The organism is Azospirillum sp. UENF 211521, from assembly GCF_058780535.1.
Genome location: NZ_JBSNCF010000001.1, coordinates 32,109 through 58,331 on the forward strand (window position 1 = coordinate 32,109; position 26,223 = coordinate 58,331).

General features: G+C 71.3%; 20 protein-coding genes. 13 read left to right on the top strand and 7 right to left on the bottom strand.

Annotation, left to right across the window (positions count from 1 at the left end; all coding sequences use genetic code 11):
* Positions 1 to 65 precede the first annotated feature (65 nt).
* Both ACWPN5_RS00155 and ACWPN5_RS00160 read right to left on the bottom strand, forming a co-directional pair.
* The gene (locus ACWPN5_RS00155) at positions 66 to 878 is read right to left on the bottom strand and encodes an endonuclease/exonuclease/phosphatase family protein (RefSeq protein ID WP_051658011.1); all 813 of its coding nucleotides are present in this window, start codon (positions 876 to 878) and stop codon (positions 66 to 68) included.
* Entirely contained in the window at positions 875 to 3,133 is a 2,259-nt protein-coding gene (locus ACWPN5_RS00160) for a VTT domain-containing protein (protein ID WP_492293570.1), read from the bottom strand. Before ACWPN5_RS00160 ends, ACWPN5_RS00155 begins: the two co-directional genes overlap by 4 nt.
* Positions 3,134 to 3,505: 372 nt before the next feature.
* Here ACWPN5_RS00160 and ACWPN5_RS00165 point away from each other — a divergent pair, with 372 nt between their 5' ends.
* The 4 genes from ACWPN5_RS00165 (at position 3,506) to ACWPN5_RS00180 (ending at position 9,197) form a co-directional block, all read left to right on the top strand.
* Complete coding sequence (locus ACWPN5_RS00165; RefSeq protein WP_492293572.1) at positions 3,506 to 4,213, top strand: ABC transporter permease subunit; 708 nt, start codon at positions 3,506 to 3,508, stop codon at positions 4,211 to 4,213.
* Positions 4,213 to 5,007, top strand: a complete 795-nt coding sequence (locus ACWPN5_RS00170) for an ABC transporter permease subunit (RefSeq protein WP_492293574.1) — start codon at positions 4,213 to 4,215, stop codon at positions 5,005 to 5,007. Before ACWPN5_RS00165 ends, ACWPN5_RS00170 begins: the two co-directional genes overlap by 1 nt.
* Positions 5,004 to 6,710, top strand: a complete 1,707-nt coding sequence (locus ACWPN5_RS00175; RefSeq protein ID WP_492293576.1) for an oligopeptide/dipeptide ABC transporter ATP-binding protein — start codon at positions 5,004 to 5,006, stop codon at positions 6,708 to 6,710. Before ACWPN5_RS00170 ends, ACWPN5_RS00175 begins: the two co-directional genes overlap by 4 nt.
* 186 nt (positions 6,711 to 6,896) lie before the next feature.
* The gene (locus ACWPN5_RS00180; RefSeq protein WP_247888265.1) at positions 6,897 to 9,197 is read left to right on the top strand and encodes a mechanosensitive ion channel domain-containing protein; all 2,301 of its coding nucleotides are present in this window, start codon (positions 6,897 to 6,899) and stop codon (positions 9,195 to 9,197) included.
* Positions 9,198 to 9,261: 64 nt separating this feature from the next.
* On the opposite strand, the gene ACWPN5_RS00185 is transcribed toward ACWPN5_RS00180, so the two are convergent.
* Positions 9,262 to 11,787, bottom strand: a complete 2,526-nt coding sequence (locus ACWPN5_RS00185; protein WP_492293579.1) for an ABC transporter permease — start codon at positions 11,785 to 11,787, stop codon at positions 9,262 to 9,264.
* 71 nt (positions 11,788 to 11,858) lie between these two features.
* Positions 11,859 to 12,593 (bottom strand): ABC transporter ATP-binding protein, encoded by a 735-nt coding sequence (locus tag ACWPN5_RS00190; RefSeq protein WP_035670660.1) that lies wholly within the window; start codon positions 12,591 to 12,593, stop codon positions 11,859 to 11,861.
* 145 nt (positions 12,594 to 12,738) lie between these two features.
* On the opposite strand from ACWPN5_RS00190, the gene ACWPN5_RS00195 reads away from it, so the two are divergent.
* Genes ACWPN5_RS00195 through thpR form a run of 4 tightly spaced genes read left to right on the top strand, consistent with a single transcriptional unit; the run spans position 12,739 to position 16,138 of the window.
* Positions 12,739 to 13,347: an arylesterase gene (locus tag ACWPN5_RS00195; RefSeq protein ID WP_492293581.1), complete on the top strand. Its 609-nt coding sequence runs from the start codon at positions 12,739 to 12,741 to the stop codon at positions 13,345 to 13,347.
* 5 nt (positions 13,348 to 13,352) lie between these two features.
* On the top strand, positions 13,353 to 14,528 hold the full coding sequence (locus tag ACWPN5_RS00200; RefSeq protein ID WP_492293583.1) for an FIST signal transduction protein: 1,176 nt from the start codon (positions 13,353 to 13,355) through the stop codon (positions 14,526 to 14,528).
* Positions 14,529 to 14,541: 13 nt separating this feature from the next.
* Positions 14,542 to 15,585: an NADP(H)-dependent aldo-keto reductase gene (locus ACWPN5_RS00205; protein WP_492293585.1), complete on the top strand. Its 1,044-nt coding sequence runs from the start codon at positions 14,542 to 14,544 to the stop codon at positions 15,583 to 15,585.
* A 16-nt stretch (positions 15,586 to 15,601) separates the two neighbouring features.
* Positions 15,602 to 16,138 (top strand): RNA 2',3'-cyclic phosphodiesterase, encoded by a 537-nt coding sequence (thpR, locus tag ACWPN5_RS00210; protein WP_492293587.1) that lies wholly within the window; start codon positions 15,602 to 15,604, stop codon positions 16,136 to 16,138.
* 15 nt (positions 16,139 to 16,153) lie between these two features.
* Here the strand turns inward: thpR and ACWPN5_RS00215 are convergent, their stop codons facing one another.
* Positions 16,154 to 17,404 carry a UbiH/UbiF/VisC/COQ6 family ubiquinone biosynthesis hydroxylase gene (locus tag ACWPN5_RS00215; RefSeq protein ID WP_492293589.1) on the bottom strand — a complete coding sequence of 417 codons (1,251 nt, stop codon included), beginning with the start codon at positions 17,402 to 17,404 and terminating at the stop codon, positions 16,154 to 16,156.
* Positions 17,405 to 17,722: 318 nt separating this feature from the next.
* Between ACWPN5_RS00215 and glnK the strand changes: the two genes are divergently transcribed.
* The 5 genes from glnK to ACWPN5_RS00240 all read left to right on the top strand — a co-directional run bounded on the left by glnK (position 17,723) and on the right by ACWPN5_RS00240 (position 23,879).
* Positions 17,723 to 18,061 (top strand): P-II family nitrogen regulator, encoded by a 339-nt coding sequence (glnK, locus tag ACWPN5_RS00220; protein WP_035670687.1) that lies wholly within the window; start codon positions 17,723 to 17,725, stop codon positions 18,059 to 18,061.
* 351 nt (positions 18,062 to 18,412) lie between these two features.
* Positions 18,413 to 19,645, top strand: a complete 1,233-nt coding sequence (locus ACWPN5_RS00225) for an aminotransferase class I/II-fold pyridoxal phosphate-dependent enzyme (protein ID WP_492293591.1) — start codon at positions 18,413 to 18,415, stop codon at positions 19,643 to 19,645.
* Positions 19,646 to 19,731: 86 nt separating this feature from the next.
* Positions 19,732 to 22,257, top strand: coding sequence for a DNA translocase FtsK (locus ACWPN5_RS00230; protein ID WP_492293593.1), 2,526 nt, complete (start codon positions 19,732 to 19,734; stop codon positions 22,255 to 22,257).
* A 187-nt stretch (positions 22,258 to 22,444) separates the two neighbouring features.
* On the top strand, positions 22,445 to 23,107 hold the full coding sequence (locus tag ACWPN5_RS00235) for a LolA family protein (protein WP_464879103.1): 663 nt from the start codon (positions 22,445 to 22,447) through the stop codon (positions 23,105 to 23,107).
* Between the two features lie 151 nt (positions 23,108 to 23,258).
* A complete protein-coding gene (locus ACWPN5_RS00240; RefSeq protein ID WP_145682633.1) occupies positions 23,259 to 23,879 on the top strand; it encodes an HdeD family acid-resistance protein in 621 nt (206 codons plus the stop codon).
* 4 nt (positions 23,880 to 23,883) lie between these two features.
* Here the strand turns inward: ACWPN5_RS00240 and ACWPN5_RS00245 are convergent, their stop codons facing one another.
* Together ACWPN5_RS00245 and ACWPN5_RS00250 are read right to left on the bottom strand one after the other, a co-directional pair.
* Positions 23,884 to 25,416: a YifB family Mg chelatase-like AAA ATPase gene (locus tag ACWPN5_RS00245; protein WP_492293596.1), complete on the bottom strand. Its 1,533-nt coding sequence runs from the start codon at positions 25,414 to 25,416 to the stop codon at positions 23,884 to 23,886.
* Between the two features lie 107 nt (positions 25,417 to 25,523).
* Positions 25,524 to 25,958 carry a hypothetical protein gene (locus ACWPN5_RS00250; protein ID WP_200476628.1) on the bottom strand — a complete coding sequence of 145 codons (435 nt, stop codon included), beginning with the start codon at positions 25,956 to 25,958 and terminating at the stop codon, positions 25,524 to 25,526.
* Positions 25,959 to 26,223 lie beyond the last annotated feature (265 nt).

Genomic DNA, 26,223 nt, shown 5'->3' on the forward strand with positions numbered 1-26,223 from the left:
CCCGCGGAACCGCGCACGCGCCTTGCAGCGAACAGGTGCCCGGTATGCCCGAGCGGGAAAATCGGTTATGGCACCGCCACGGTGGCGCGCACCGGCAGATGATCGGACGCGCGGCGCGTCAGAACCGTGCGCACCACCTCGTAGGACGGGATGGTCAGCCCGTTGTTCACGTAGATACGGTCGAGCCGCAGCGTGGGCATCCGCGCGTGGAAGCTGCGCGGGCTGGCCCAGTCGGGAAAAGCCTCGGCCAGCTTGCGCAGGCGGGGGGAGTTCGGCGCCCATTCGTTGAGGTCGCCCATGAACAGGGTCGGCAGGGCCGGCTGTTCCTCCAGCCGGTCGACGATGGCGCCGACCTGCCGCGCCCGCTCCCACGGGTCGAGCCCGAGATGGGCGACGATGATGCGCACCGGGCGCCCCTCCACCTCGACGATCACGTCGATGCCGCCACGCGGCTCCCGCCGCCCGACGCTGAGGTCGATGGGCTCGCATTTCAGGACCGGCAGCCGGGTCAGGATGGCGTTGCCGTAATGGGCGTGGGCGTTGTGCTTGGTCGGGCCGGCGTGGGCCTTCAGGCCGGTGGCGCGCTCCAGGAAGGCGAACTGGTCCAGCCCGGATTCGCCGCGGTGGTGCCAGCCGACCTCCTGAAGCCCGACCAGATCGACGTCCAGCTCCTTGATGACCTCGGCGATGCGGTCCGGCGCGAAGCGCGCGTCCAGCCCGACGCAGCTGTGGATGTTCCAGGTCGCCACGCGCAGCGGCGCCATGCCCTCCGGCACCGGACCGCTGCGGCTGTCGACGCGGCGCTTCGGGCGGCGGACGCGGGCGGCGCGCAGCGCGGAGGCGATCCGCTGCACACGCTCTCGGCTGAATCGGATCACCGCTCTTGGTCTCCCCTCGCTGTCTCTCCGGTGGCTGGCCGTCTCGCCGCCAGGGCCCGCACCAGCCGGTTGCCGGCCCAGCCGAGCCCCAGCGCCGTCACCGCCGCCAGACCCAGAAGAACCATGTCGGTGGGCGTCGGTTCCGTCAACACACGCTCAAGCTGGTGCCCGAGCAGGTTGAAGACAAGGATTCCCGGCGCCATTCCCAGGATCGTCCCGAACAGATAGTCGGCAAACCGGATGCGGGACGCCCCGGCGACGAGGTTCACCACGGTGAAGGGGGCCACCGGCACTACCCGCAGCGCCGCCATGGCCAGCACGCCACGCTCGCCGAACGCCGCGCTCGCCCGCTGCACCACAGCGCCGCCGTAGCGCTCGATGGGGCGCCGGCCGGTGAACCGTCCCACCCAGAACAGCGCCGCGGCGGAGGCCAGCACCCCGGCCAGCGCGGTCGGGAAGCCCATCCACGGCCCCAGCGCGATGGCCGTCGCCGCGATCAGCAGCAGCACCGGAAACAGCACGAAGCCCCCGGCGACGTAGAGCAGGATCAGCCACAGCGGCCCGAAGGCCGACTCGCGCAGGCGCTCGAACCCCTCCAGCACGGCGTCCAGCGTCGCCCAGTCGCGCAGCGGCGTGTGGTTCCACAGCCCCCACACCCCGCCCACCACCGCCAGGATGATGCCCAGCGCCAGCCAGTGGTGGCGCCGCGGGATGCGCGACGGCAGGACGCGCCACACGATGTCCGCCGCGCTGACCGGGCGTTCCGGATCGAAGAGCATGGAATCGGCGACGGCGGTGGCCAGCAGGCCGGGGTCGGCGTCCTCCAGCAACTCCAGCGTCCGCCCGCCGGGCCGGCTCAGCGCCTCCACCGTGCGGATGAGCGAGCCGGTGCGGCGCAGCTCCGCCGCCACGCTGTCCGGCGTCACCCCGAGATGCTCGGCGAGCAGGTCGTCGCGCACCCCGGCGATGGCCAGCCGGGCCTCGCGCCCTTCCACCCGCCCCTGGGGCGCCTCCAGCGCCAGATCGCATTCGGTGTCCAGCCCCATCGACCGGTTGTTCAGGTTGGCCGAGCCGATGCGCAGGAGCCGATCGTCCACCACCATCACCTTGGCGTGGATGGTGATGCCGACGCTGCCGGTTTTGGCGCTCTCGGTCTTGGCGATGTAGAAGCGGAAGCGCCCGTTGCGGTCGGCCTCGCGCAGCTCCTTCACCAGCCGGGCGCGGGCGCCGAGCATCACGGTGTTCTCCAGCCAGCTCGACGTGCGGGCGGAGTTGACGACGACGACCTCCGGCCCGTCCGGCTCGGCCAGCCGCGCCTTCAGCGCCTCGGCCACGGCGACCGAGGCGAAATACTGGCTCTCCAGGTAGATGAAGCGCTCGGCCGCGGCGATGGCGGCGGTGTAGAGCGCCTCGACCTCCCGCACCTCGGCGCGCCCGTTGTAGCCGGGCTCGGTGCGGGCGATGCCGACGGGCATGCCCTTGAGCAGCGGGACGAGCTGTTGCGGCCAGGGGTCGGGGCTGTCCGGCCCGGCCCGGCGCGCCTTCAGCCGCAGCCGCCGGGGGCGCTTGCCGTCGGAAGGGCCGCCGCCGCCGCCAAGCACGTCCATGGCGGGCGGCGACAGCACGCAGCCGGTGGCACGGCGCCAGCGCTCGCGGAACAGGTCGCCCAGCGCGCGGGCGGCGTCGCCGTCCACCGCCATCATCAGGTCGTGGAAGGGCTCGTAGGGGGAGCCGTCCGGCTGGCGGCGCAGCGGCTCGTCGGCGCGGTGGGCGCGGGTGTCCCAGCGGTTGGCGGTGATGTCCAGCCCGCCGCAGAAAGCCAGCCGGTCGTCGATCACCAGCATCTTCTGATGGTGGCAGGCCCCGGCGGGATGGTCGCCGTCCAGCCGGTACTGGAGCCGCGAATGGCTGAGCCAGCCGCGCAGGAACAGCGGCTGCGACCAGCGGGCCAGGTCGAACAGCTCCGCGAAGTCCCACTTCAGAACATGGATGGTCAGGTCCGGGCGGGTCGCGGCCAGCCAGTTCAGCAGGTTGCCGAGCTTGTCGGGGCGGCGCGGGTGGCGCGCCTGCGGGGTCAGCCGGATGCGGGCGTCGAAGTCCCAGGCGGTCAGGTAGATGCTGCGCCGCGCCTGCCGCATCGCCGCCTTGGCGAGCGCGAAGTAGTCCTCCCCATCGACGATGACGCCGACCCGCTCGGCCCGCTCCACCCGCCAGCAGGTGCGGCCCGGCACCAGCAGCGGGTCCGCGGCCATCATGGGAGACGCCGGAAGCGGCGTTGCGGGGAGGGATGGCTGGGCGACGGACGGCTGGTCGGGCATGGGACGCGGCTGGACCGGGGTTCCTGCGGGGATCGGCATCGGGGGTTCACATATGGTGCGTCCGGGACGGGCTGCGACCGGCCAGGAAGGCGAATGCCCGAACAACACCGCAGCCGCCCAACCCTCCCCGCCCCCCGCCGAGAGGCGAAATTCCATTGCCCGACCGGCCGGGACCTGGGTACCGTCAGGAGGACTCCATTCGTGCCCGTCCCTGCTCCCGTCCTTGCCCCGTGACCCGCTTGTTGTGAGCCGCTTGTCCGTCCCTCCACACAATCCGCCCGTCACGGCCGCCCGCTCCCGGCGGGACCGATGCTGAGCCTCGTCCTGCGTCAGGTGCTGGCCGCGGTGCCGGCCCTGCTGGGCCTCGCGCTCGCCGCCGGCGTGGTGGCGGCGCTGGCCGGACCGGGCTGGGCCCCCGCGCTCGGCGCCGCGCTGGCCGCCCTGCCGGCGACGCTGGCGCTGGTCGTGCCGGCGCTGGCCCTGGGAACCGGGCTCGGCGCCCTGCTCGGTGTGCTGGGTGGAGCGGGCGCCGTTTTGGGCGGGTTGGGTCCGGCCATGCCGGGCTTCCTGCTGGCCGCGGTCTTCGCCGCCACGCTGGCGAAGGCGCCCGTCCTGCTGGGCGTCGTCGCCGTGACCCTGCCCGCCGCCGCCCAGGCCGCGGTGCTCGCCGGCCGGGCGCGGGCCGGGGCGGAGGACACGGTTTTGCTGGCGGCGCGCGGACGAGGGGTGGACGGTTCCGCCCTGCTGTGGCGGCTCAGCCTGCCGCTGGGGCTGTCGGCGGCGGTGGGCGGCCTGCGCAGCGCCGTGGCGGGAACGGTGACCGCGGCCGTGGCGGTGGAAAGCCTGTTCGGGACCGGCTTTTCCGGCGCCGGGCGGCTGTTCGTCGAGGCGGCGCGGGCCGGGGATGCCAGCATGGCCGTCGCGGCGCTCGCCGGGCTGTGCGGCCTCGCCGTGCTGCTGAACGCGCTGTGCGGCGCGCTGCACGGCTGGATCGACCCGCGCGCCCGGATGGCCTGATGCACGGACCCGCCGGCACCGACTCTCATTGGCGCGACGGTCCCTGGCAGAAGGCCGGGCAGCGGCTGACCGCGCACCGGCCCGCCGCCGCGGGGCTGACCGTCCTCGCGGCGCTGATGCTGGCGGTCGCCGCCGGCCTCGTCGCCGGGGGCGGCCCGGTGGGGGCGGCGCTGGCCGCCGGGCACCAGAGCCTGACCTTCGCACTGTTCGCCGGGCTGGGCGGGGCCGCCCTCGGCCTGCTCTGGGCCGCCACGGCGGTGGCCCTGGGCGAGCGGGCGGAGCGGGCGATGATGACGCCCGCCACCGCGCTGACCGGCCTGCCCCTGGCGCTGGCGCTGCCGCTGGCCGGCGGGTTGCTGGGTCCGGAGCGCGGGCTGGCGCCGATGGCCGTGGTGACCGCCCTGATCGCCGCCCCGGCGGTGGCCGTCGTCGCGCGGGACGAGCTGCGCGCCCTGCTGCGGCGGGAGTTCCTGAGCGCCGCCCAGGCCGCCGGGATTGCCAACGGGCGCCGGTTGCGCCGCCACATCCTGCCCAACGCCGTCCTGCCGCTCGCCGCCGCGGCCTGGACCGCCCTTCCCCGCGCCCTGATGGCGGAAAGCCTCGCCAGCCTGCTCGGCCTCGGCCTGCCGGAGGGGGTGACCGGCTGGGGAACCGCCATCGGCGCGGCGGCGCGGGCGGGCGACGCCGTGGCGCTGGCCGGCCCGGCTCTGCTGCTGGCGCTGACCCTGTGGGCGCTGCACGGGGTGGGCGACGGAATGCGGCTGGCCTTCTCCACGACCGGGGGGCGCCGGTGAGCGGATCGGAAGAGCGCACGCCGCTGCGGGTGGAGGGGCTGTCCCTGCTGACCAGCCGCGACATCCTGCTCGACCGGCTGAGCTTCGCCGTCGAGCCCGGCGAGGTGCTGGCCCTGTCGGGCGGCGCCGGGGCGGGCAAGACGCTGCTCCTGCGCGCGCTGGCCGGCCTCGCGCCCAAGGGCGTCACGGTGCTGGGCGACATCCACATCCGGGGGCGGCGCATCCTGGTCACCCAGGACGGCGCCCTGGACCCGCTGCGCCCGCTGGGCGCCCAGTTCACCGAGCTGTTGGCCCACCAATCCGGGATGGACGAGCGTACCGCCCTGCGCCGCGCCGCCGAGGCGCTGGAGCGTTTCCAGGTGCCCGCCGCCGCGCGCCGGCTGGCGCTCCACCCCCACGAGCTGGGCGAGGCGATGCGCTGGCGGGCGGCGCTGGCGCTGGCCATGGTGGCGCAGCCGGCGCTGCTGCTCGCCGATGCCCCCGCCGCCGCGCTCGACCCCACCCAGCGCGTCCGCCTGCTGAGCGATCTCGCCGCCTGGACGCGCGAGGCTGGAACAGCGCTGCTGCTGGCCGGACGCCCGCAACCCGATCCAATCCAGGCCGACCCGGTCCACTCCGGTCTGGCCGACCGCCGGCTGATCCTGGCCCAAGGGCGCCTGGAAGCGCCGGAGGAGGAGCCCACCCCCGCCCCGCCCCCGGTGGAGCCGGCGCCCTCCGGCCCGCCCATCCTGTCGGTGCGCGACCTGCGCGTCGCTTTTCCGCTGGGGCGGAGCTGGCGCGGCGAGGAGCGCTGGCTGACCGTGGTCGACGGCCTGTCCATCGAACTGGCCGAGGGCGAGACGCTGGCCCTGCTCGGCGAGACGGGCAGCGGCAAGTCGGTGCTGGCCCGCGCCATCCTGCGGCTGGTGCCGCCGGTCGGCGGTCAGGTGTCCTGGCTGGGCACCGACCTCGCCGCCGCCCCGCCGGAGGCGATGCGCCGGGCGCGGCGGGACCTGCAAATCCTCTTCCCCGATCCGCTGGCCGCCCTCGACCCGCTGATGACCATCGGCGCGCAGCTCGCCGAGACGCTGGAGTCGCTGCGGCCCACCCGATCCCCAGCCGACCGCGCCGCGCGGATGGCCGAGGCGCTGGAGGAGGTCGGGTTGCCCACGGCGGTCCTCGACCTCCATCCCGGGTCGCTCCGTCCGGCGGAGGCGGCGCGCGCCGGGCTGGCCCGCGCCCTGCTGCCGGAGCCGCGCCTGCTGGTCTGCGACGAGCCGGCCGCGACGCTCGACGGGGCGGAGCGGGCGGACTTCCTGGCCCTGCTGCAAGCGATCCGCCGCCGCCGCCGGCTCGCCCTGCTCTACGCCACCCAGGACGCGGCGGAGGGCCTGCGGATGGCGCGGCGGGGGCTGGTGCTCCTGCTCGGCCGGATCGTCGAGTCGGCGGACAGCGCGGTTCTGGCGGCGGGGGCGCGCCACCCCTACAGCCGCGCGCTGGTCGCGGCGGCCGGCTTGGTCCGCCCGGCGCTGCACGGCGATCCGCCCTCCCCCCTGCGCCCGCCGACCGGCTGCGCCCTGCGGCTGCGCTGCCCGCTGGCCCATGACGGTTGCGCCCAGGTCCCGCCGTCTCTCGACCCCGTGGCGCCGGGCCACCGAGTCGCCTGCCACGTCGCTCAGGACGAGGCCCAGGACGGCGCCCAGTCTGGCGGAAAAGCGCCCTAGGCCCCGTTCCGGAGCCCGCCGGCGCCTTGGGCACGGCCGCAATTCCGTCCCAAAAAGGTCTGAAACTGCGCGGGTTGGCAAGGAGGCGGGCACGGGATAACGTCCCCGGCCTTCACTGACGCATTGCCGAAATCACGAAAAAGGACAGGGATGCTTCGCGCACGCACCCGGTGGACGGCCCCCTGCATGGGCGCACTCGCCGTCCTTCTGCTGCTCCTCGCCGGCCTCGCCGCGCCGGCGCTGGCCGCCGGCCCCGTTCCGGGCGCCGCCATGCCGGCCCCGGCCGCCGCGGCCCCCGCCGAGCCCGCCGCCTCGCCCGATCCGACGCCCGAGCAGATGCAGGCGATGATCACGACGCTGGAGGACCCGGCGGCCCGCGCCCGGCTGGTCGAGCAGTTGAAGGCTCTGGTCGCCGCGCAGAAGGGGCTGGAACAGGCCAAGGCCGAGGAGGCACCGGCTGCCAGCACCCTGCCCGAGACCATCGGCGCCAGCGCCCTGTCCTTCCTGGCCGAGCGCATGGACGTGCTGAGCCGCCAGCTCGTCCAGGTCGGCAACGTGTTCAAGGAACTGCCCGGCGCCATCGACTGGGCGAACCGCCAGATGGTCGACCCGTCGGCCCGTGACCGCTGGGTGCAGATCGCCATCCAGCTGACGATGATCCTGACCGCCGGCCTGGCGATCCAGCGCTTCGTCGGCTGGCTGCTCGCCCGCCCGCGCAACGCGCTCGCCGCCCGCCGGGGCAGCACGGTGCTGGTGCGCTTCCCGCTGCTGCTCGGCCGCGCGCTGCTGGAGCTGGCGCCCATCGCCGCCTTCATCGTCGTCGCCTACGCCATCCTGTCGGTCAGCGAGCCGGGGCCGCGCGTCCGGCTGGTCGCGCTGGCCGTCATCAACGCCACCGTCATCCTGCAGATCCTGCTGGTCGCCGCCCGCATCCTGATCGCTCCCTTCGCGCCCTCCCTGCGCATGGTGCGGGTGGGCGACGCCAACGCCCAGCGCCTCTACCGCTGGGTCCGCCGGCTGGCCGCGGTCGGCGTCTACGGCTATTTCCTGGCCGAGGGCGCCTATGTGCTGGGCCTGCCGCTCGGCGCCTACGGCGCGCTGCTGAAGCTGCTGGGGCTGGCGATCGCCGGCATGCTGATCGCGCTGATCCTGCAGAACCGCCGCATCGTCGCCGACTGGATGCACGGCAACCCGCTGTCCGGCGACGGCGACCCGGCGGCCACCGCCGAGCGCGAGTCGGAGGGCCAGGGCGCCGTCCTGCGCTCCGCCCGCCGCCGCTTCGCCGACGTCTGGCACGTCCTGGCGATCATCTACGTCGTGGTGACCTTCGGCGTCTGGGTGCTGAACGTCTACGGCGGGTTCGAGTATCTGGCCCGCGCCACCGGCATCACCATCCTGGTCGCGGTGATCGCCCGGCTGCTGGTCAACGGCATCAACCGCGGCCTGCGCCGCGGCCTGCGCATGGTGCCGGAGAGCCAGGGCGCCCTGCCGCCGCTGAAGGACCGCGCCTCCCTCTACCTGCCCTTCCTGCACCGGGCGGTGAAGACGGTGATCTGGGTTGGTGCTGCGATGATGATCCTCTACGGCTGGGGCTTCGACACGCTGGCCTGGACGGACACCCGGCTCGGCCAGCGCATCCTGCGCAGCACTGTGACCATCGGCCTCCTGTTCATCGGCTCCGTCATCGCCTGGGAGGTGGTGAGCGCGATGATCGAGCGCTTCCTCGCCTCCACCGACCGCAACGGCACGCGGATCGAGCGCAGCGCGCGGGTGCGCACCCTGCTGCCGCTGCTGCGCAACGCCTTCCTGATCCTCCTGGTCACCATGGTGTCGCTGATCACCCTGTCGGAGCTGGGCGTCAACATCGCGCCGCTGCTGGCCGGCGCCGGTGTGGTCGGTCTGGCCGTCGGCTTCGGCTCGCAGACCCTGGTCAAGGACATCATCACCGGCCTGTTCATCCTGTTCGAGGACAGCATCTCCATCGGCGACGTGGTGGACGTCGGCGGCGGCCATTCCGGTTCGGTGGAGGCCATCTCCATCCGCTCCATCCGGCTGCGCGACGGGTCGGGCGCCATCCACACGGTGCCCTTCAACTCGGTCAGCACCGTCAAGAACATGTCGAAGGACTTCTCCTACGCCCTGTTCGAGGTGCGGGTCGCCTACCGCGAGGACCCCGACCGCGTGATCGAGCTGCTGAAGGACATCGGCGCCAGCCTGCAGTCCGACACCCAGTTCGCGCCCGACATCATGGGGCCGCTGGAGGTGATGGGCCTGGACAAGTTCCAGCCCGACTCGACCCAGCTCATCACCGCGCGCTTCAAGACCCGCCCGACCAAGCAGTGGGGCGTGTCGCGCGAGTTCAACCGCCGCATGAAGAAGCGTTTCGACGAGTTGGGGGTCGAGGTGCCGACCGGCTCCATGCAGCTCATCGTCGGCGGGAACCACCCCGACCGCGCCCTGGCCGAAGCGCTCAGCCAGGGTTCGTGACGCGCGCGATGCCGGCGGTCACTCCAGTGACCGCCGGTGTCCTCGCCGGTGTCCGCCGCCGGTGTCAGTCGTTGCGCAGCAGCGGGGCGGAGGGCTGGCCGAGCGCCCGCCACGTCCCGAGGAAGCCGAAGGCCAGCGTGATCGCGGTGCTCAGCAGCGCCGTGGTCAGCACCGCCGACGGCAGGAAGGTCCAGTCCCAGCGCATCAGGAAAGTCATCACCGCCCAGGCGGTGATCGTGCCGATGATCCCGGCGATGGCCGCGGTCAGGATGCCGAGCAGCCCGTATTCCAGCAGGAACGCCTTCAGCACGTCGGCCCGCGTGGCCCCCAGCACCTTCAGCACCACCGCGTCGTAGACCCGGCGGCGGTGCCCGGCGGCGACCGCCCCGGCCAGCACCAGCGTGCCGGCGGCCAGCGTGATCCCGGCGGTGACGCGCACCGCCGTGCCGATGTGGCCCAGCATGGTGCCCACCGTGTCCAGCGCGTCCTTCACCCGCACCAGCGTGACGTTGGGGAAGCGCTGCAGGACGGAGCGCTGCACCTCCGGCTCCGCCTGCGGCGTGCTGCGGATGGTGGCGATCCAGGTCTGCGGCGCCCGCTCCAGCGTGCCCGGCGCGAAGACCAGGGCGAAGTTGATGGCCAGCGTCGAGAAGTCGGCGGCGCGCACGTTGCCGACCGTCGCCTCGATGGTGCGGCCCAGGACGTTGATCCCCATGGTGGCGCCGGGACCGATGCCGAAGGCGCTCGCCACGTTCTGGTGGATGGAGATCAGCGGCTTCCCCTTGTAGTCCTCCGGCCACCAGGAGCCGGCGACGATCTCCGAATGCTCGGGCAGCTTGGCGGAATAGGTGATGCCGCGGTCGCCGGACAGCACCCAGGACTGCTCGGGGTTGACCAGCGCCTTTTCCGCCGGTTGGCCGTTCACCGTCTCGATCCGCCCGCGCAAGCTGGGCACCGCCTCGAACCCGCTGGTGCCGGGAAGGGCGGAGAGCGTCTGTTTCAGCGGCTCGAACTGGTCGGGCTGGATGTCCACGAAGAAGAAGCTGGGCGCGTCCTTCGGGATCGTCTCGTTGACCCGGCGGGAGAAGTTGCCCTCGATCAGCGCGATGGCGACCAGCACCGTCAGGCCGAGGCCGAGCGACAGCACCACCGCCCCGGTCGGGTTGCCCGGCCGGTGCAGGTTGGCGAGCGCCAGCCGCATCCCCGGACGGCGCGGCCGCCCCGCCGCCGCGGCCCCGCGCACCACCAGCCACGCCGCCACGCGGAAGGCGATGAAGGTGGCGATGGAACCGCCGACGAACCAGGCGGCGAATATTTTGTTGTGGGCGGTTGCGACGGCCAGCCCGGCCAGAGCCGCCACGGTCAGCGCCATCGCCGCCAGATAGACCGCGCGCGGGCGGCCCCCGGCGGGGGCGACCACGTCGCGGAACTGCGCCGCCGCCGGCACCTCCCGCGCGCGGCCGAGCGGCCACAGCGAGAAGGTCAGCGCGGTCAGCAGGCCGTAGAGCGCGGCCAGAGCCAGGGCGCCCGGGTAGACGCCGATCCGGGTGGGCACCGGCAGCACCTGATCGAGCAGCGACCCCAGCCCCAGCGGCGCCACCGCGCCGAGCAGCAGCCCCAGCAGGATGCCCAGCCCGGACAGGGCGAGGATTTGCAGCAGATAGACCTGGAAGACCAGATCGCCCGGCGCGCCCAGGCATTTCAGCGTGGCGATGGTGCGGGCGCGTGAGTCGAGATGGCTGCGCACCGCGTTGCCCACGCCGACCCCGCCAACCAGCAGGGCGGTCAGCCCGACCAGCGTCAGGAACAGCGTCATGCGGTCGATGAAGCGCTCGATCTGCGGGGAGGCGTTGGTGAAGTCGCGGACCCGCCAGCCGGCGTCGGGGAAGCGCGCCGTCAGCGCCGACTGCCACGCCGCCACGTCGGTGCCCGGCGGCAGGGCCAGCTTGGCGGTCCAATAGACGATGCTGCCGGGCTGGAGCAGGCCGGTGCCCTCCAGCGACGGCAGACCGATCATCACCCGCGGCCCCAGCGAGAAGGCCCCGTTGGACGCGCGGTCCGGCTCGCGCGTCAGCACGCCGCGCACGGCGAATTCGCCCTCGCCCAGCCGCAGCGTGTCGCCGGTCTTCAGCCCCAGCCGGTCGAGCAGCCCGTCCTCGACCAGCGCCCCCCAGCGCCCGTCGCGGTTGGCCAGCGCCGTGTGCAGGTCGCCCTCCGGCGCCAGCGCCACGGAGCCGTAGAGCGGGTAGACGCCGTCCACCGCCTTCAGTTCGACCAGCGTGGAGCGCTGGTCGTCGGCGGAGCGGGCCATGGCGCGCATGTCCACCGACTGCGACAGGCGCCCGGCCTGTTCCAGCCAGGCGCGCTGCTCGTCGGTCGGCGGCGCGTAGATCTGGCGCAGCGCGACGTCGCCGCCCAGGATCGCCCGTCCGTCCGCCTGCAGGCCCGACAGCACGCCGCCGGACACGGAGTTGACCGCGGCGATGGCCGCGACGCCCAGCGTCAGGCAGGCCAGGAAGATGCGAAAGCCCTTCAGCCCCCCGCGCAACTCGCGGCGGGCCAGACGGAAGGCGAGGGCGAGGTTGGTCATGGGGGCGTCCAGCGGGGTATGGGGTGATGGTCGGGAGGGGGGCGCGACGCGACCACTCCCTCAAAGGACGCTCAGTCGCCGGCCACGCGCTCGCGTTCGGCGCGGGCGGCGAGGCCGTCGTCGACGATGCGCCCATCCATCAGGCGCACGGTCCGGTCGCAGCGGTCGGCCAGGGAGGGGTCGTGGGTGATCAGCACCAGCGTCGTGCCGCGCCGCTCGGCAAGGTCGAACAGCAGCTCCACGATGGTGGCGCCGGTGCCGATGTCGAGGTTGCCGGTCGGTTCGTCGGCCAGCAGCAGCGACGGCTCGGCGACGAAGGCGCGGGCCAGGGCGACGCGCTGCTGCTCGCCGCCGGAGAGCTGGCCCGGATAGTGGCTCAGCCGGTGGGCCAGCCCGACCGCCTCCAGCCCGGAGCGCGCGCGGTCGAAGGCGTCGGCGGCCCCGGCGAATTCCAGGGGGATGGCGACGTTCTCCAGCGCGGTCATCGTCGGCACGAGGTGGAAAGCCTGGAAGACGATCCCCACATGGTCGCGGCGGAAGCGCGCAAGCCCGTCCTCGTCCAGCCGGCCCAGATCCTGTCCGGCGACACGCACGGTCCCGCCCGTGGGGCGTTCCAGACCGGCCATGACCATCATCATGGTCGATTTGCCGGAGCCCGACGGGCCGACCACGCCGACCCGTTCACCGGGCTGGATGCGGAGATTCAAGCCTCTCAGGATGTTGACGGGTCCGGCCGCGCTGTCCAATCTCAGATGCACCTCGTCGAGATCGACGATGGTGGACTCAACGGAATCGGGTCGGGACATTGGCATGCGTCTCTGGAACGGGCGGGGGAACGGGCGGGAAAACCTCACGCCATATGGCATGGTGCGCCGCCATTTCAACACGGCCCTCCTTCGGTCGGGGCTGGCCGCTCTCGCCGTCGTTGCGGCAATCGGCGTGGGAATCGGCATGACCGCGCCCGCGTCTGCCCAGACGGGTGCGGGGAAAGGGCCCTACACCCTGCTGGCGCTCGGCGACAGCCTGACCGCCGGCTACGGCCTTCCCGAGGCGCAGGCCTTCACCGTGCAGTTGCAGGCGGCGCTGCGGGCGAAGGGCTACGACGTGACCGTCGTCAACGCCGGCGTGTCGGGCGACACCACGGCCGGCGGCCTGTCGCGGCTCGACTGGGCGCTGGCCGACAAGCCGGACGCCGTGCTGGTGGAGCTGGGGGCGAACGACATGCTGCGCGGGCTCGACCCCGCCGCGGCGCGCGCCAACCTCGACGCCATCCTGAAGCGGCTGACCGGCGAGAAGCTGCCCGTGCTGCTGGCCGGCATGTACGCGTCGCCCAGCCTGGGCCGCGCGTACGTGGAGCGCTTCAACGCCATCTACCCGGAACTGGCGAAGACGTACGACGTACAGCTCTACCCGTTCTTCCTGGACGGCGTGGCGGCCGACGCCGCGCTGAACCAGCCCGACGGCATCCATCCCAACGCGGCCGGCGTGAAGGTGATCGTGGAGCGCATCACGCCCCACGTCGCCCGCCTTCTGGACGGCATCGCCAAAAGCGGAGACTGACACCCATGGCGACCCTGGCCGGCGACAGCGCCACCACCGAGACCCACTTCAAGGCCGCATCGGCCACCGGCACCGAATGGGGCGCCGTCGTCAAGTCGTGCCTGGACGAACTCGGCGCGGTGGAGGGCTGCAACCTCGGCTTCCTCTACATCACCGACGCGCTGGCCGAGCACGCGACGAGCATGGTCACCCTGCTGCGCGGCGTCACCGGCATCCGCGACTGGGTGGGAACGGTCGGCATCGGCGTCTGCGCCAACGACGAGGAGATCTTCGACAAGCCGGGGATCGCCGTGATGGTCGCCCGCCTGCCGCCGGAGGGCTTCCGCCTGTTCCCCGTGGTGTCGGGCGACATGGAGCCGCTGCGCCGCATGGCTGGCGGCTGGCTGGACAAGCACGGCGCCATGCTGGCGCTCGCCCACGCCGACCCGCGCCACCAGGACTTGGCCGGGCTGGTCGTTTCGCTGGCGGAAACAACCGGGGCCTTCCTGGTCGGCGGCCTGTCGGCCTCGCGGTCGGAGTTCCCGCAATTCACCATTCCCGGCAACACCGCCACGATGGTCGGCGGGCCGGTGGCCGACGGCGGCGTGTCGGGCGTGCTGTTCGCGCCGCAGGTGCCGGTCGCCACCGGGCTCAGCCAGGGCTGCACGCCCATCGGGCCGGTGCGAACCATCACCGCGGCGGAGGACAACGTCGTCCTGGAGATCGACGGGCGCCCGGCGCTGGAGGTCTTCAAGGAGGACATCGGCGAACTGCTGGCCCGCGACCTCAAGCGGGTGTCCGGCTACATCTTCGCCGGCCTGCCGATCGCCGGCAGCGACACGGCGGATTATCTGGTCCGCGACCTGATCGCCATCGACCCGCGGGCCGGCTGGATCGCCGTCGCACATCATGTGCAGAGCGGCCAGCCCATCCTGTTCACCCGCCGCGACCAGCAGAGCGCCGAGTCGGACATGCGCCGCATGCTGGCCAATCTGAAGAAGCGCGTGAAGACCACCCCGAAGGGCGCCCTCTACGTCAGCTGCATCGCCCGCGGCCCCAGCCTGTTCGGCGAGGGCAGCCAGGAGCTGGCGCTGATCCGCGAAACCTTCGGCGACATCCCGCTGGCCGGATTCTTCGCCAGCGGCGAGATCTCCAACGCCCGCCTGTACGGATACACGGGCGTGCTCACCCTGTTCCTTTAAGGACCATAACCAAATGCAATACCGTCCGCTCGGCCGCACCGGCCTGTCGGTCAGCGCCATCGGCCTGGGCACCATGACCTGGGGCCGCCAGAACAGCGAGGCCGAAGGCCACGCCCAGATGGACTACGCGCTCGGCGAGGGCGTGAATTTCTGGGACACGGCGGAGATGTACGCCATCCCCCCGACCGCCGACACGTACGGACGTACGGAGGAGGTGATCGGCACCTGGTTCAAGGCGAACGGCAAGCGCGATCAGGTGATCCTGGCGAGCAAGGTCGTCGGGGCCAGCGACGGCGGCTTCGCCTGGGTGCGCAACGGCGAGGCGAAGCTCGACCGCGCCAACATCTTCGCGGCGGTCGAGGCCAGCCTGCGCCGGCTCCAGACCGACTACATCGACCTGTACCAGCTCCACTGGCCCGACCGCTCGACCAACCGCTTCGGCGCGCGAAACTACGTCCACCGGCCGGAGAAGGACGGCACGCCCATCGAGGAGACTCTGTCGGCGCTCGACGAGCTGATCAAGTCCGGCAAGGTCCGCCACATCGGCGTCTCGAACGAGTCGCCCTGGGGGGTGATGCAGTTCCTGAAGCTGGCGGAGGACAAGGGCCTGCCGCGCATCGCCTCGATCCAGAACGCCTACAGCCTGCTCAACCGGACCTTCGAGCAGGGTCTGGCCGAGGTGTCGCTGCGCGAGGATGTCGGGCTTCTGGCTTACTCGCCGTTGGCCGCCGGCACGCTGACCGGCAAGTATCTGGACGGCGCCGTTCCCGCCGGCACCCGCCGCGCGCTGGATCACCGCAAGTCGCGCTACGCCACCGTCAACGCCGACGTGGCGACGAAGGAGTATCTGGACGTCGCCCGGCGCCACGGCCTGTCGCCGACCCAGATGGCCATCGCCTTCACCCTGCAGCAGCCCTTCGTGGCGTCCTCGCTGATCGGCGCGACGACCATGGAGGACCTCAAGTCCAACATCGCAGCGGTGAACGTCACGCTGTCGGACGAAGTGATGAAGGACATCGAGGCGGTCAACGCCCGCTATCCCGACCCCTGCCCGTAACCGTTCCGGAACGCCAATGATCCGTCTCTTCGTCGCCCTCGATTTTCCGGAGGAGGTGCGCCGGCGTCTGGCGGGGCTGGGCGGCGGCGTGCCCGGCGCCCGCTGGACCGACGCGGACAACCTGCACCTGACGCTCCGCTTCATCGGGGAGGTGCCGGAGGATCAGGCAGCGGAGATCGACGAGTCGCTGGCGCAGATCGTGGCGCCGGCCTTCGATCTGGTCCTGGACGGCGTGGGCGTGTACGGCAGCGGCCGCAACGCCCGCGTCCTCTGGGCCGGGGTGGAGCGCAGCGACGCCTTGTCGCACCTCCAGTCCAAGGTCGAGTCGGCGCTGGTCCGCTGCGGCCTGCAGGCGGAGGAGCGCAAATTCTCGCCCCACGTCACGCTTGCCCGGCTGAAGGACGCGCCGAAGGATCGGATCGGGCGCTTCGTCGAGGAGCGCGGGATGTTCCGCGCCGGTCCGATCCGGGTGGATCACTTCACGCTCTACCGCAGCCACCTGGGCAAGGGGGCCGCGGTGTACGAGGCGCTGTCGGAGTACGGGTTGGGATGACGGGCGGGCGGCGCCTTACAGCGGCACGCCCTTGATCATCCGCGGCAGCTCGCCGACCACCCCCATCGCGTGCCGCATGAAAAAGCGCTTCAGCGGCGGCAGGCGGTTGACGACGGCCATGCCGATGTCGCGGGCCAGCTTGATCGGCGGGATGTTGTTCGAGAACAGATGCACCAGACCGTCGCAGACCACGGCCAGCAGCACCGTGTCGAAGCGGCGCCAGCGCTGGAAGCGCGCCAGCACCTCCGGCGAACCGACGTCCAGCCCCAGCCGGTGGGCGTCCACGATCACCTCGGCCAGAGCGGCCACGTCGCGCAGGCCCAGGTTCAGCCCCTGCCCGGCAATGGGGTGGATGGCGTGGGCCGCCTCGCCGATCAGGGCGACGCGCTCGGCGATGAAGCGCTCGGCCAGCAGGACCGACAGCGGCCAGGCGTCGCGCCGGGTCACCAGCTCGATGTCGCCCAGATAGCCGCCCGAACGCCGGGTCAACTCGTCGATGAACTGGTCCTCGGGCAGCTTCAGATACATGTCGACCAGCGACCGCTTCTCGCTCCACACGATGGAGGAACGGTTCTCGGTCATCGGCAGCACGGCGAAGGGGCCGTTGGGCAGGAAATGCTCCACCGCCACGCCGTTGTGCGGCTCCGAATGGCGGATCGTGCAGATGATCGCGGTCTGGTCGTAGGCCCAGGTGCGCAGCTTGATCCCGGCGCTCTCCCGCGCCAGCGAGCGGCGCCCGTCGGCCCCGACCACCAGCCGCGCCTTGACCACCCGCCCGTCGGCCAGCGTCACCGTGGCGCCGGCGCGGCTGCGCTCGATCGACACGGCCTGGGCCGGGGCGAGATGATGCAGGCCGGGCAGTTCCCTGGCGCGGGCGAACAAAGCGCGGCGCATGTCCTTGTTGTCGAGAATCCAGCCGAAGGGCTGGTTCTTGCCGTCCCAGGTCAGCTCCGTGTGGTCGTAGTGGACGAACAGGGGCGAGAACTGGTCGGCCACCCGGATGTCCAGGATCGGGCCGGCGTCGGGCTCCATGTGCTTCCACACGCCCGCCCCCTCCAGCACCTTCATCGAGGCGTAGGCGACCGCCGTGGTGCGGATGTCGAAATCGTCCCCCGCCTGCCGGTCCGGGCTGTCGCGGTCGATGCAGACCACCGGAACGCCCGCGGTGGCCAGGGCCGCCGCCATGCTGAGTCCGGCCAGTCCGCCGCCCAACACGACGACGTCGGTCGTGATCTCCTGCGCTGCGGTGGTGCCCGATTCGGTCATGATGGCGCTGCCCTTCGATCAGTGTAGACGGGTACGAACAATCGTTCCGCTCGGTCCGGATGTCCAGCGGCGCGGCGTCGCGGCACCCGGTTTGCGTAATTATTAGGCATGACCTGCCCAATCGATCGGCGAAACATCCAAAAACCGCTGAAAAGGGCCGATTCTGCAACCGGCACGATTTTTGAAGACATTGCTTTTTATGGTCGAGGCGAACACGCTCGAGTCACGTTCGGGAAACCCGCCGTCACGGCGGGATCGGCCGAGGGGGGACCGGGCGACCGCAAGGGCCCGCAAACACGCATACCAAGGGGAAGCCACATGAAACTGGTTATGGCCATCATCAAGCCGTTCAAGCTCGACGAAGTGCGCGAGGCGCTGACGTCGCTCGGGATCCAGGGCCTGACGGTGAGCGAGGTGAAGGGCTTCGGACGCCAGAAGGGTCAGACCGAGATCTACCGCGGCGCCGAGTATTCCGTGAGCTTCCTGCCCAAGGTGAAGGTCGAGGTCGCGGTGTCCGACGACCAGTACGAGCAGGTGGTCGAGGCGATCCAGAAGGCCGCCAACACCGGCCGCATCGGCGACGGCAAGATCTTCGTGCTGGACATCGCCCAGGCCGTGCGCATCCGCACCGGCGAGACCAACACCGAAGCCCTCTGAGGCGTCCTGGAGGAAGCGGACCGGGCGGGGCGTCATCGCCCGGCCCCTCCCGCGAGGGGGGAAGGCGCGTCCGCTTTTTCTTGCCGCAGGGCGTCGATGATCTGCCCGGAGACTTGAGGCCGGGCGCGCCAATCTTTCCGCTGTGACGCTAAGGCCGCCGGAACGGGCGGCGTATGCTTTCCCTTGACCGGGTCTCGTCCGGTTTTGTGCCCTTGTGCCGGGACTCCACCGCCGGTAGGATCGTTTCCGTTTCGTATCGGGCAGAGGCCCCCGGAGGCCACTGACGGGCCGTGCCCCTCGGGGCCGGCCCGGCCTTCCCGGGCCGTCCTCATGGAAAGGATTCTCGGCGGCATGTCGCTCCCGGACCTCGGCACCTTCGCTCTCGTCAACGACCGGCTCGACCGGCTGTCCGACTACCCCTTCACCCGGCTGGCGACCCTGCTGTCCGGGGTGACGCCGCGCGCCAACGCCGAGCCGATCATGATGTCGGTGGGCGAGCCGCAGCACCAGCCGCCGGCCGTCATCGACGAGACGCTGCGCGCCAACGCCCATTTGTGGGGCAAATACCCGCCGGTCGGCGGCACGCCGGAGTTCCGCGAGGCGGTGGGCGCTTGGCTGGCCCGCCGCTACGCCCTGCCGGACGGGCTGTTCGATGCCGAAAAGTCGGTCCTGCCGGTGTCCGGCACGCGCGAGGCGCTGTTCCTCCTCGCCCTGCTGGCCGTGCCGCCGTCCAAGGCGGGCCGCCAGCCGGCGGTGCTGATGCCCAACCCCTTCTACGCGCCCTACGAGGGCGCGGCCCTGCTGGCGGGGGCGGAGCCGGTGTTCCTGCCCTCGACCCGCGAGACCGGCTTCCTGCCCGACCTCGACGCGCTGACGCCGGAGCTGCTGGAGCGCACGGCGCTGTTCTACCTCTGCACCCCCGCCAACCCGCAGGGGGCGGCGGCCGACGCCGCCTATCTGGAGCGGGCGATCGGGCTGGCGCGGCGCTACGGCTTCATCCTGGCGGTGGACGAGTGCTACGCCGAGATCTATCTGGACACGCCGCCGGTCGGCGCGCTCCAGGTCGCGTCGGGGCTGGCCCATGATGGGAAGCCCTGGGCGAACATCCTGGTCTTCCATTCCCTGTCCAAGCGGTCGAGCGCCGCCGGGCTGCGCTCGGGCTTCGTGGCCGGCGATCCGGAGCTGATGTCCCGCTTCACCCGCCTGCGCAGCTACTCCAACGCCGGGATGCCCCTTCCGGTGCTGGCGGCCAGCGCCGCCCTGTGGCGGGACGAGGCCCATGTCGAGGAGAACCGCGCGCTCTACCGCGCCAAGTTCGACGCGGCGGAGGCTTCGCTGAAGGGGCGCTACGGCTACTACCGGCCGGACGGCGGCTTCTTCCTGTGGCTGGAGGTCGGCGACGGCGAGGAGGCGACGCGCCGCCTGTGGGCGGAGGGCGGCATCCGCGTTCTGCCCGGCGCCTACCTGACCCGCAGCAACCCCGGCGAGGCCAACCCCGGCGCCCCCTTCATCCGCATCGCGCTGGTGAACGACGCCGAGACGGTCGCCCACGCCTGCAGCACCATCGCCCGCATCCTGGGATAAGAGCCGCCCGGTTCGGCTCACGTCACCCCGGTCTTTCGCCCCGAAGGACGGGTCCGGTTCAGCACGTTCTTGAGGACCTTCTGCCCATGGCACGACCCGCAAGCCCCCGCAGCGGAAGCGGCAAAAGCGCCGGAGCACGGCCCGCCGGTGCGCGGCCGGAGAAGCCGCCCTTCTTCTCGCCCGCCACGCGCGCCTTCGTGGTGGCACGGGCGCGCGAGCTGGCGGGCTTCGCGCTGGGCGTGGTCGGTCTGGTTCTGATGGTCATCCTGGGCAGCTACAACCCGGCCGATCCCTCGTGGAACGCGGTCCCGGCGGCGGACGCCCACATCCACAACCTGTTCGGCCGGTTCGGCGCCCATCTGGCGGACGTCCTCATCCAGTCGCTGGGCTGGGCGGCCTATCTGCTGGCGCTGGTCCCGATGATGTGGGGCTGGCGGCTCAGCCTGCAGAAAAGCATCCGTCATCCGCTGTTCCGCAGCGTGCTGGCGGTGTGGGGCGTGCTTCTGGTCGCCATGTTCCTGGCCGGGATGGGCGGCGGAGGCGGGGATCCGCTGAACGGCCATCCCGGCGGCAGCTTCGGCATCGTCCTGCTGGACGGGGTCAGCAAGCTGCTGTTCGGCGGCCCCGGCAATCCGCTGGTCGGCACCGTGGCCGGCGTGGCCGGCGGGTTGATCCTGTTCGTCGCCATGGGCCTGTCGATCCGCGAATGGGCGGCCAGCCTGCGCGAGACCGCCGCCGGCCTCGCCCGCCTCGGGCGGGGGGCGCGGGCCGGCGTGTCCTTCGTGCGCGACAAGGGCGCGGAGGCCGCGCGCAACGCGGTTCACCAGACCGGTGGCCTGCTGCGCCGGGAGCCCAGCCTCGCCACCGCGGACCGGAAGGCCGTCGCCCCGTCTCTCGACGACACACCCGACGAGGACGGCGCCGCCATCACCCTGCGCGCCGCGCCGCGCGGCCGGCTGTCCGACTCCATCAGCGTCGAGCCGCGCGTCGAGGCCAAGACCCGCGCCGTTCCGGTGGTGACCCCACCCGCCGGGGGCAAGACGAAGGCCGCCGACCAGGGGCGCCCGTCCAAGCAGGCCGCTCTTAATCTGGAGGAGGCCGATGGCTACGAGCTGCCGCCGCTCGACCTGCTCCAGATCGTTCCGACCAGCCTGCGCGGCGAGAAGGTGGACGAGGCGGCGCTGCGCGAGAACGCGGTGAGGCTGGAGGGCGTGCTGTCCGACTTCGGCGTGCGCGGCGAGGTGCAGAAGGTCCATCCCGGCCCGGTCGTCACCCTCTACGAGCTGGAGCCGGCGCCCGGCACCAAGTCGTCCCGCGTCATCGGGCTGGCCGACGACATCGCCCGCTCGATGAGCGCGGTGTCGGTCCGCGTCGCCGTGGTGCCGGGCCGCAACGTCATCGGCATCGAACTGCCCAACGCCAAGCGCGAGACGGTGCTGCTGCGCGAGCTGCTGGCCGGAGACGTCTTCGACAAGACGGCGGGCAAGCTGCTGCTGGCGCTCGGCAAGGACATCGGCGGCCAGTCGGTGGTGGCCGACCTCGCCCGTTTCCCGCACCTGCTGGTCGCCGGCACCACGGGCTCGGGCAAGTCGGTGGCGATCAACACGATGATCCTGTCGCTGCTCTACCGTCTGCCGCCCGACCGCTGCCGCTTCATCATGATCGACCCCAAGATGCTGGAGCTGTCGGTCTATGAGGGCATCCCGCATCTGCTGACGCCGGTCGTCACCGATCCGAAGAAGGCGGTGGTCGCCCTGAAATGGACAGTGCGGGAGATGGAGGACCGCTACCGCAACATGTCCAAGCTGGGCGTGCGCAACATCGAGGGCTACAACGCCCGCCTGCGCGAGGCCCGCGCCGACGGCGAACTGCTGACCCGCCGCGTCCAGACCGGCTTCGACCCCGACACCGGAAAGCCGATCTTCGAGGAGCAGCCGCTCGACCTGAAGGAGCTGCCCTACATCGTCGTGATCGTCGACGAGATGGCCGACCTGATGCTGGTGGCCGGCAAGGACATCGAAGCGGCGATCCAGCGCCTCGCCCAGATGGCGCGGGCCGCCGGCATCCACCTGATCATGGCGACGCAGCGCCCCTCGGTGGACGTCATCACCGGCACCATCAAGGCCAACTTCCCGACCCGCATCAGCTTCCAGGTCACCAGCAAAATCGACAGCCGCACCATCCTCGGCGAACAGGGGGCGGAGCAGTTGCTCGGCCAGGGCGACATGCTCTACATGGCCGGCGGCGGCCGCATCACCCGCGTCCACGGCCCCTTCGTCGCCGACGGCGAGGTGGAGCAGGTGGTGAAGTTCCTCAAGACGCAGGGCGAGCCGAGCTACGTCGACGCCATCACCGAGGAGGACGACGAGGACGGCGGCTCCTTCGACGACGGGTCGGGCGCCGGCGGCGGGTCGGGCGACGACCTCTACGACAAGGCGGTGGCGGTGGTCTGCCGCGAGCGCAAGGCGTCGACCAGCTTCATCCAGCGCCAGCTCCGCATCGGCTACAACTCCGCCGCCCGCCTGATCGAGCGGATGGAGAGCGAAGGCGTGGTCAGCAAGCCCAACCACGCCGGCAAGCGCGAGGTCCTGGCCCGCAACATCGAGGAGTGAGCGGGTGATTGCCCCCTCCCTGGCCCTCCCCCTCTTCGAGGTGGAGGGGACTGCCGCCGCTTCGCCCATGCCCCCTCTCCCTCGAAGAGGGGGAGGGTTGGGGAGGGGGTAAAGCGCTCTTTCTCCTTGGAACCACCACCGCCGCGCCCCATTTCCGCCCGGAACGTCCGGTTACCTAGCAGGCATCATGAAGATCCCGTTCCGCCGCATTCTGGCTGCCGCTGCCGTCGCTCTGTCCGTCACCACGGCGGGAGCGGTCCTCGACCCCGCGCTCGCCGCGCCGCGCGCCGCCGCCCTGTCCGCCCAGGACCAGGCGCTGGTGGCCCAGGCGGAAAGCTATCTGAACGGCATCGGCACGCTGCAATCGAAGTTCGTGCAGGTCGCCCCGAACGGGCACCAGACCGCCGGCACCTTCTACCTCGCGCGTCCCGGCCGGATGCGGCTGGAGTACGACCCGCCGGTGAAGGACTTCGTCGTCGCCGACGGTGCTTTCATCTTCTATTGGGACGGGGAGATGCGGCAGCAGTCCAGCGCCCCCATCGGCAGCACGCTGGCCGACTTCATCCTGCGCAAGAACATCCGGCTGTCCGGCGACGTGACGGTGACCGGCGTCTATCAGGCGCCGGGGCTGGTGGAGATCAGCCTGACCGAGACCAAGGACCCCGGCAAGGGCACCCTGACCCTGGTCTTCGAGGACCGGCCCTTCCAGCTCCGCAAATGGCGGGTGCTGGACGCCCAGGGGCTGACGACCGAGGTGGCGCTGATGAACCCGCGCGAGGGCATGCAGTTCGACTCGAAGCTCTTCTACTTCATCGAACCCAGCAAGGGCGACTACGGCCGCAGCAACTGACCTGCCCCAACGAGTATGCACGGAAGTCGCGCGAATCCCGCCACCGCGACAACCCGCCGCCGCAACGAAGTCCTCCTGATCCTGTTGCCGTGATGCATAGGGCGCGTTCACCCGCGCCCGGTGCACTCGAACGGATGAGGGGAGACGAGACATGGCTACGGAGGCGATGTACGAGGCCCGACGGGTCCAGGGCATGAACGATCTGCTGGCGCGCAACTGGTGGGCGCTGGCGTTGCGCGGTGCCGGGGCAGTGATGCTCGGCCTGCTGGCCTTCCTGCTGCCGGGGGCGACGGTCGCCACCCTGGCGGTTCTGCTCGCGGCCTACCTGCTGATGGACGGGCTGTTCGCCATCGTCGGCGGCGTCCGCGCCGCCCAGGCGCAGGAGCGCAGCCTGCCCTTCATCCTGGACGGCGTGGTCAGTCTGGTGGCCGGCACCGTGGCCCTGCTGTGGCCGGAGGCGAGCCTGTTCGCGCTGATCTTCGTGATCGCCGCCTGGTCGGTCATCACCGGCTTCGCCAAGATCATGACCGCGTGGCGCATGCACCGCACCCACGGCAAATGGGCCTGGGGCGTGGCCGGCGCCCTGTCGGTGCTGTTCGGCTTCGGCATGTGGGTCCTGCCGTCGCTGGGCCTGCTGGCCGTGGCGCTGGGTGTGGGCAGCTACCTGATCGCCTATGGCGCGCTGGCCATCATCACCGCTTTTCGCCTGCGCCGCTGCCTGCACGACCGGACCCATCATTCCAACCATGGCAACGCCGTGGCGGCGGAGTAAAGCATCATCGACCGGGGGCGATGCGGCGGTAGCCCAGCGCCTCCGCGACGTGCGGGCGGCGCACGCCGCCCCCGCCGTCCAGATCGGCGAGCGTGCGGGCAACGCGCATGACGCGGTGATAGCCGCGGGCGGACAGCTTCAGCCGCTCCGCGGCCTCGGTCAGCAGGGCGCGGCCCGGCTGGTCGGGGGCGGCAGCCTTCTCCAGCAGCTCGCCGTCGGCCTCGGCGTTGGTGCGCACCGCCCGGCCTTCGGGAAAGGGGCCGAAACCGGCATAGCGCTCCGCCTGGATCGCGCGGGCCAGCGCCACGCGGGCGGCCACGTCGGCGCTGCCCTCGGCGGGCGGCGGCAGGCTGAGGTCGGCGGGGCTAACGGCGGGCACGTCGATGTGCAGGTCGATTCGGTCGAACAGCGGCCCGCTGATCTTCGACTGGTAGTCGGCGGCGCATTTCGGCGCGCGGGCGCAGGCCAGCGACGCGTCGTCGAGATGGCCGCAGCGGCAGGGGTTCATCGCCGCGATCAACTGCACCCGCGCCGGATAGGTCACATGCTGGTTGACTCGGCTGACCACCGCCTTCCCGGTCTCCAGCGGCTGGCGCAGCGCCTCCAGCGTGCCGCGCGGAAATTCGGGAAGCTCGTCCAGGAACAGCACGCCCTTGTGGGCCAAAGAAATCTCGCCCGGCTTGGCGCGCGACCCGCCGCCGACCAGGGCGGGCAGGCTGGCCGACTGGTGCGGCGACCGGTAGGGGCGCTGGCGCAGCAGTTTGCCGCCCTCCAGCAGCCCGGCGACGCTGTGGATCATCGACACCTCCAGCGCCTCCGCCGGGTCGAGCGGCGGCAGCAGGCCCGGCAGCCGCGCCGCCAGCATCGACTTGCCGGAGCCGGGCGGCCCGATCATCAGCAGATTGTGCGAGCCGGCGGCGGCGACCTCCAGCGCGCGCTTGGCCGTCTCGTTGCCCTTCACATCGCGCAGGTCGAGCGGCGCCTCGGCGCTCTCCTGGATGCGCGGGCGCGGGCGGGTCAGCACCTGCTGGCCGCGGAAATGGTTGATGAGAGCCAGCAGCGTGGCCGGCGCCAGCACGTCCAGCCCCTCGCCCGCCCAGGCAGCCTCGCCGCCACAGGCCTCCGGGCAGATCAGCCCGCGGTCGTGGGCCAGCGCGTTGATCGCCGCCGGCAGCACTCCGGCCACCGGGGTCAGCGCCCCGTCCAGCGCCAGTTCGCCCAGCGCGCAGTAGCGGCTCATTTCCAGATCGGGCAGCACGCCCATGACGGTCAGCAGGGCGAGCGCGATGGGCAGGTCGAAGTGGCTTCCCTCCTTCAGCACGTCCGCCGGGGCGAGGTTGACGGTGATCCGCTTGGCGGGCAGGGCGAGGCCGAGCGCGTGCAGCGCCGCCCGCACCCGCTCCCGGCTCTCCGCCACCGCCTTGTCGGGCAGGCCGACCACGGTGAAGGCGACGATGCCGCCGGACATCTGCACCTGAACGTCGATGTCCAGAACCTCGATGCCCTGGAACGCCACCGTGTTGATCCGTGCAACCATGCCAGACGCCATGCTTTGGGAAATGCACGCGATTGTATGGTCCGCTCGTTCATATTGCCAGGATAACGCGTTTGGTGAGGCGGGTCCGGCTCCGACGCTTGTGCGCGTCAGCCGGCCTCCTTGTCTGTCGCATCCGATTCGATGTGCCAGAGCAGGGCGGGAACGCGGGCCTTCAGAACCCGTCGAATGTCCGTTCCCGAGGCGGTGGTGCCGAAGCTGCTCAATCTCAGAAACCGCCCCGTGTAGAAATTGGCGCGGCTTGGCCGGATGAACTGCCGGCTATCCTTCGAGACCCTCAGAACATACATGGATGGCGCGCGTTTCGCTCCCCAAAGACTGCCATGGTCAGCCGACGCGATGTCTTCCCACCGTATGGGGGATACGGTTTGCCCATAAATGAACAAGCCAGTCTCGTCCGCTTTGATAAGCGGCCCCTTGTGGGTCACTGTAGCAAGAACCTCCATGAATTCATGGCTTGCTACAACAGTCACGGCGATGCCTATCCAGGCACGGACCTGAGTCAGGTCGAATGAGGTGAACAAATACAATCCATACGAAACCAAGCACGCGGCGACTGCCAGTAGGCAAAATTGTTGAGTTCTTGAGCAGCAGGCGACGAGCGATTCGTCATTCTCTTCTCTTCTCATCAATCGCATGCCTATTATAATTTGCGAGTTTTCTTTCTAAGGCGCTTTGTCATCAGCATGGCACGCGAGCGGATTGCGTATTTACGGCGCCGCCGATCGGAAAATAGCAGTTCCAACCGACATGCGTTCTCAAGGTATAGAAATTATCGTGAAATTCAAC

What these genes read in the sequence shown, in the direction of transcription:
- ACWPN5_RS00160 (WP_492293570.1), bottom strand. Translation starts at nt 3,133, where the DNA reads ATGATGGCCGCGGACCCGCTGCTGGTGCCGGGCCGCACCTGCTGGCGG.
- ACWPN5_RS00165 (WP_492293572.1), top strand. Translation starts at nt 3,506, where the DNA reads ATGCTGAGCCTCGTCCTGCGTCAGGTGCTGGCCGCGGTGCCGGCCCTG.
- ACWPN5_RS00170 (WP_492293574.1), top strand. Translation starts at nt 4,213, where the DNA reads ATGCACGGACCCGCCGGCACCGACTCTCATTGGCGCGACGGTCCCTGG.
- ACWPN5_RS00180 (WP_247888265.1), top strand. Translation starts at nt 6,897, where the DNA reads ATGGGCGCACTCGCCGTCCTTCTGCTGCTCCTCGCCGGCCTCGCCGCG.
- ACWPN5_RS00185 (WP_492293579.1), bottom strand. Translation starts at nt 11,787, where the DNA reads ATGACCAACCTCGCCCTCGCCTTCCGTCTGGCCCGCCGCGAGTTGCGC.
- ACWPN5_RS00190 (WP_035670660.1), bottom strand. Translation starts at nt 12,593, where the DNA reads ATGTCCCGACCCGATTCCGTTGAGTCCACCATCGTCGATCTCGACGAG.
- ACWPN5_RS00195 (WP_492293581.1), top strand. Translation starts at nt 12,739, where the DNA reads ATGACCGCGCCCGCGTCTGCCCAGACGGGTGCGGGGAAAGGGCCCTAC.
- ACWPN5_RS00200 (WP_492293583.1), top strand. Translation starts at nt 13,353, where the DNA reads ATGGCGACCCTGGCCGGCGACAGCGCCACCACCGAGACCCACTTCAAG.
- ACWPN5_RS00205 (WP_492293585.1), top strand. Translation starts at nt 14,542, where the DNA reads ATGCAATACCGTCCGCTCGGCCGCACCGGCCTGTCGGTCAGCGCCATC.
- thpR (WP_492293587.1), top strand. Translation starts at nt 15,602, where the DNA reads ATGATCCGTCTCTTCGTCGCCCTCGATTTTCCGGAGGAGGTGCGCCGG.
- ACWPN5_RS00215 (WP_492293589.1), bottom strand. Translation starts at nt 17,404, where the DNA reads ATGACCGAATCGGGCACCACCGCAGCGCAGGAGATCACGACCGACGTC.
- glnK (WP_035670687.1), top strand. Translation starts at nt 17,723, where the DNA reads ATGAAACTGGTTATGGCCATCATCAAGCCGTTCAAGCTCGACGAAGTG.
- ACWPN5_RS00225 (WP_492293591.1), top strand. Translation starts at nt 18,413, where the DNA reads ATGTCGCTCCCGGACCTCGGCACCTTCGCTCTCGTCAACGACCGGCTC.
- ACWPN5_RS00230 (WP_492293593.1), top strand. Translation starts at nt 19,732, where the DNA reads ATGGCACGACCCGCAAGCCCCCGCAGCGGAAGCGGCAAAAGCGCCGGA.
- ACWPN5_RS00235 (WP_464879103.1), top strand. Translation starts at nt 22,445, where the DNA reads ATGAAGATCCCGTTCCGCCGCATTCTGGCTGCCGCTGCCGTCGCTCTG.
- ACWPN5_RS00240 (WP_145682633.1), top strand. Translation starts at nt 23,259, where the DNA reads ATGGCTACGGAGGCGATGTACGAGGCCCGACGGGTCCAGGGCATGAAC.
- ACWPN5_RS00245 (WP_492293596.1), bottom strand. Translation starts at nt 25,416, where the DNA reads ATGGTTGCACGGATCAACACGGTGGCGTTCCAGGGCATCGAGGTTCTG.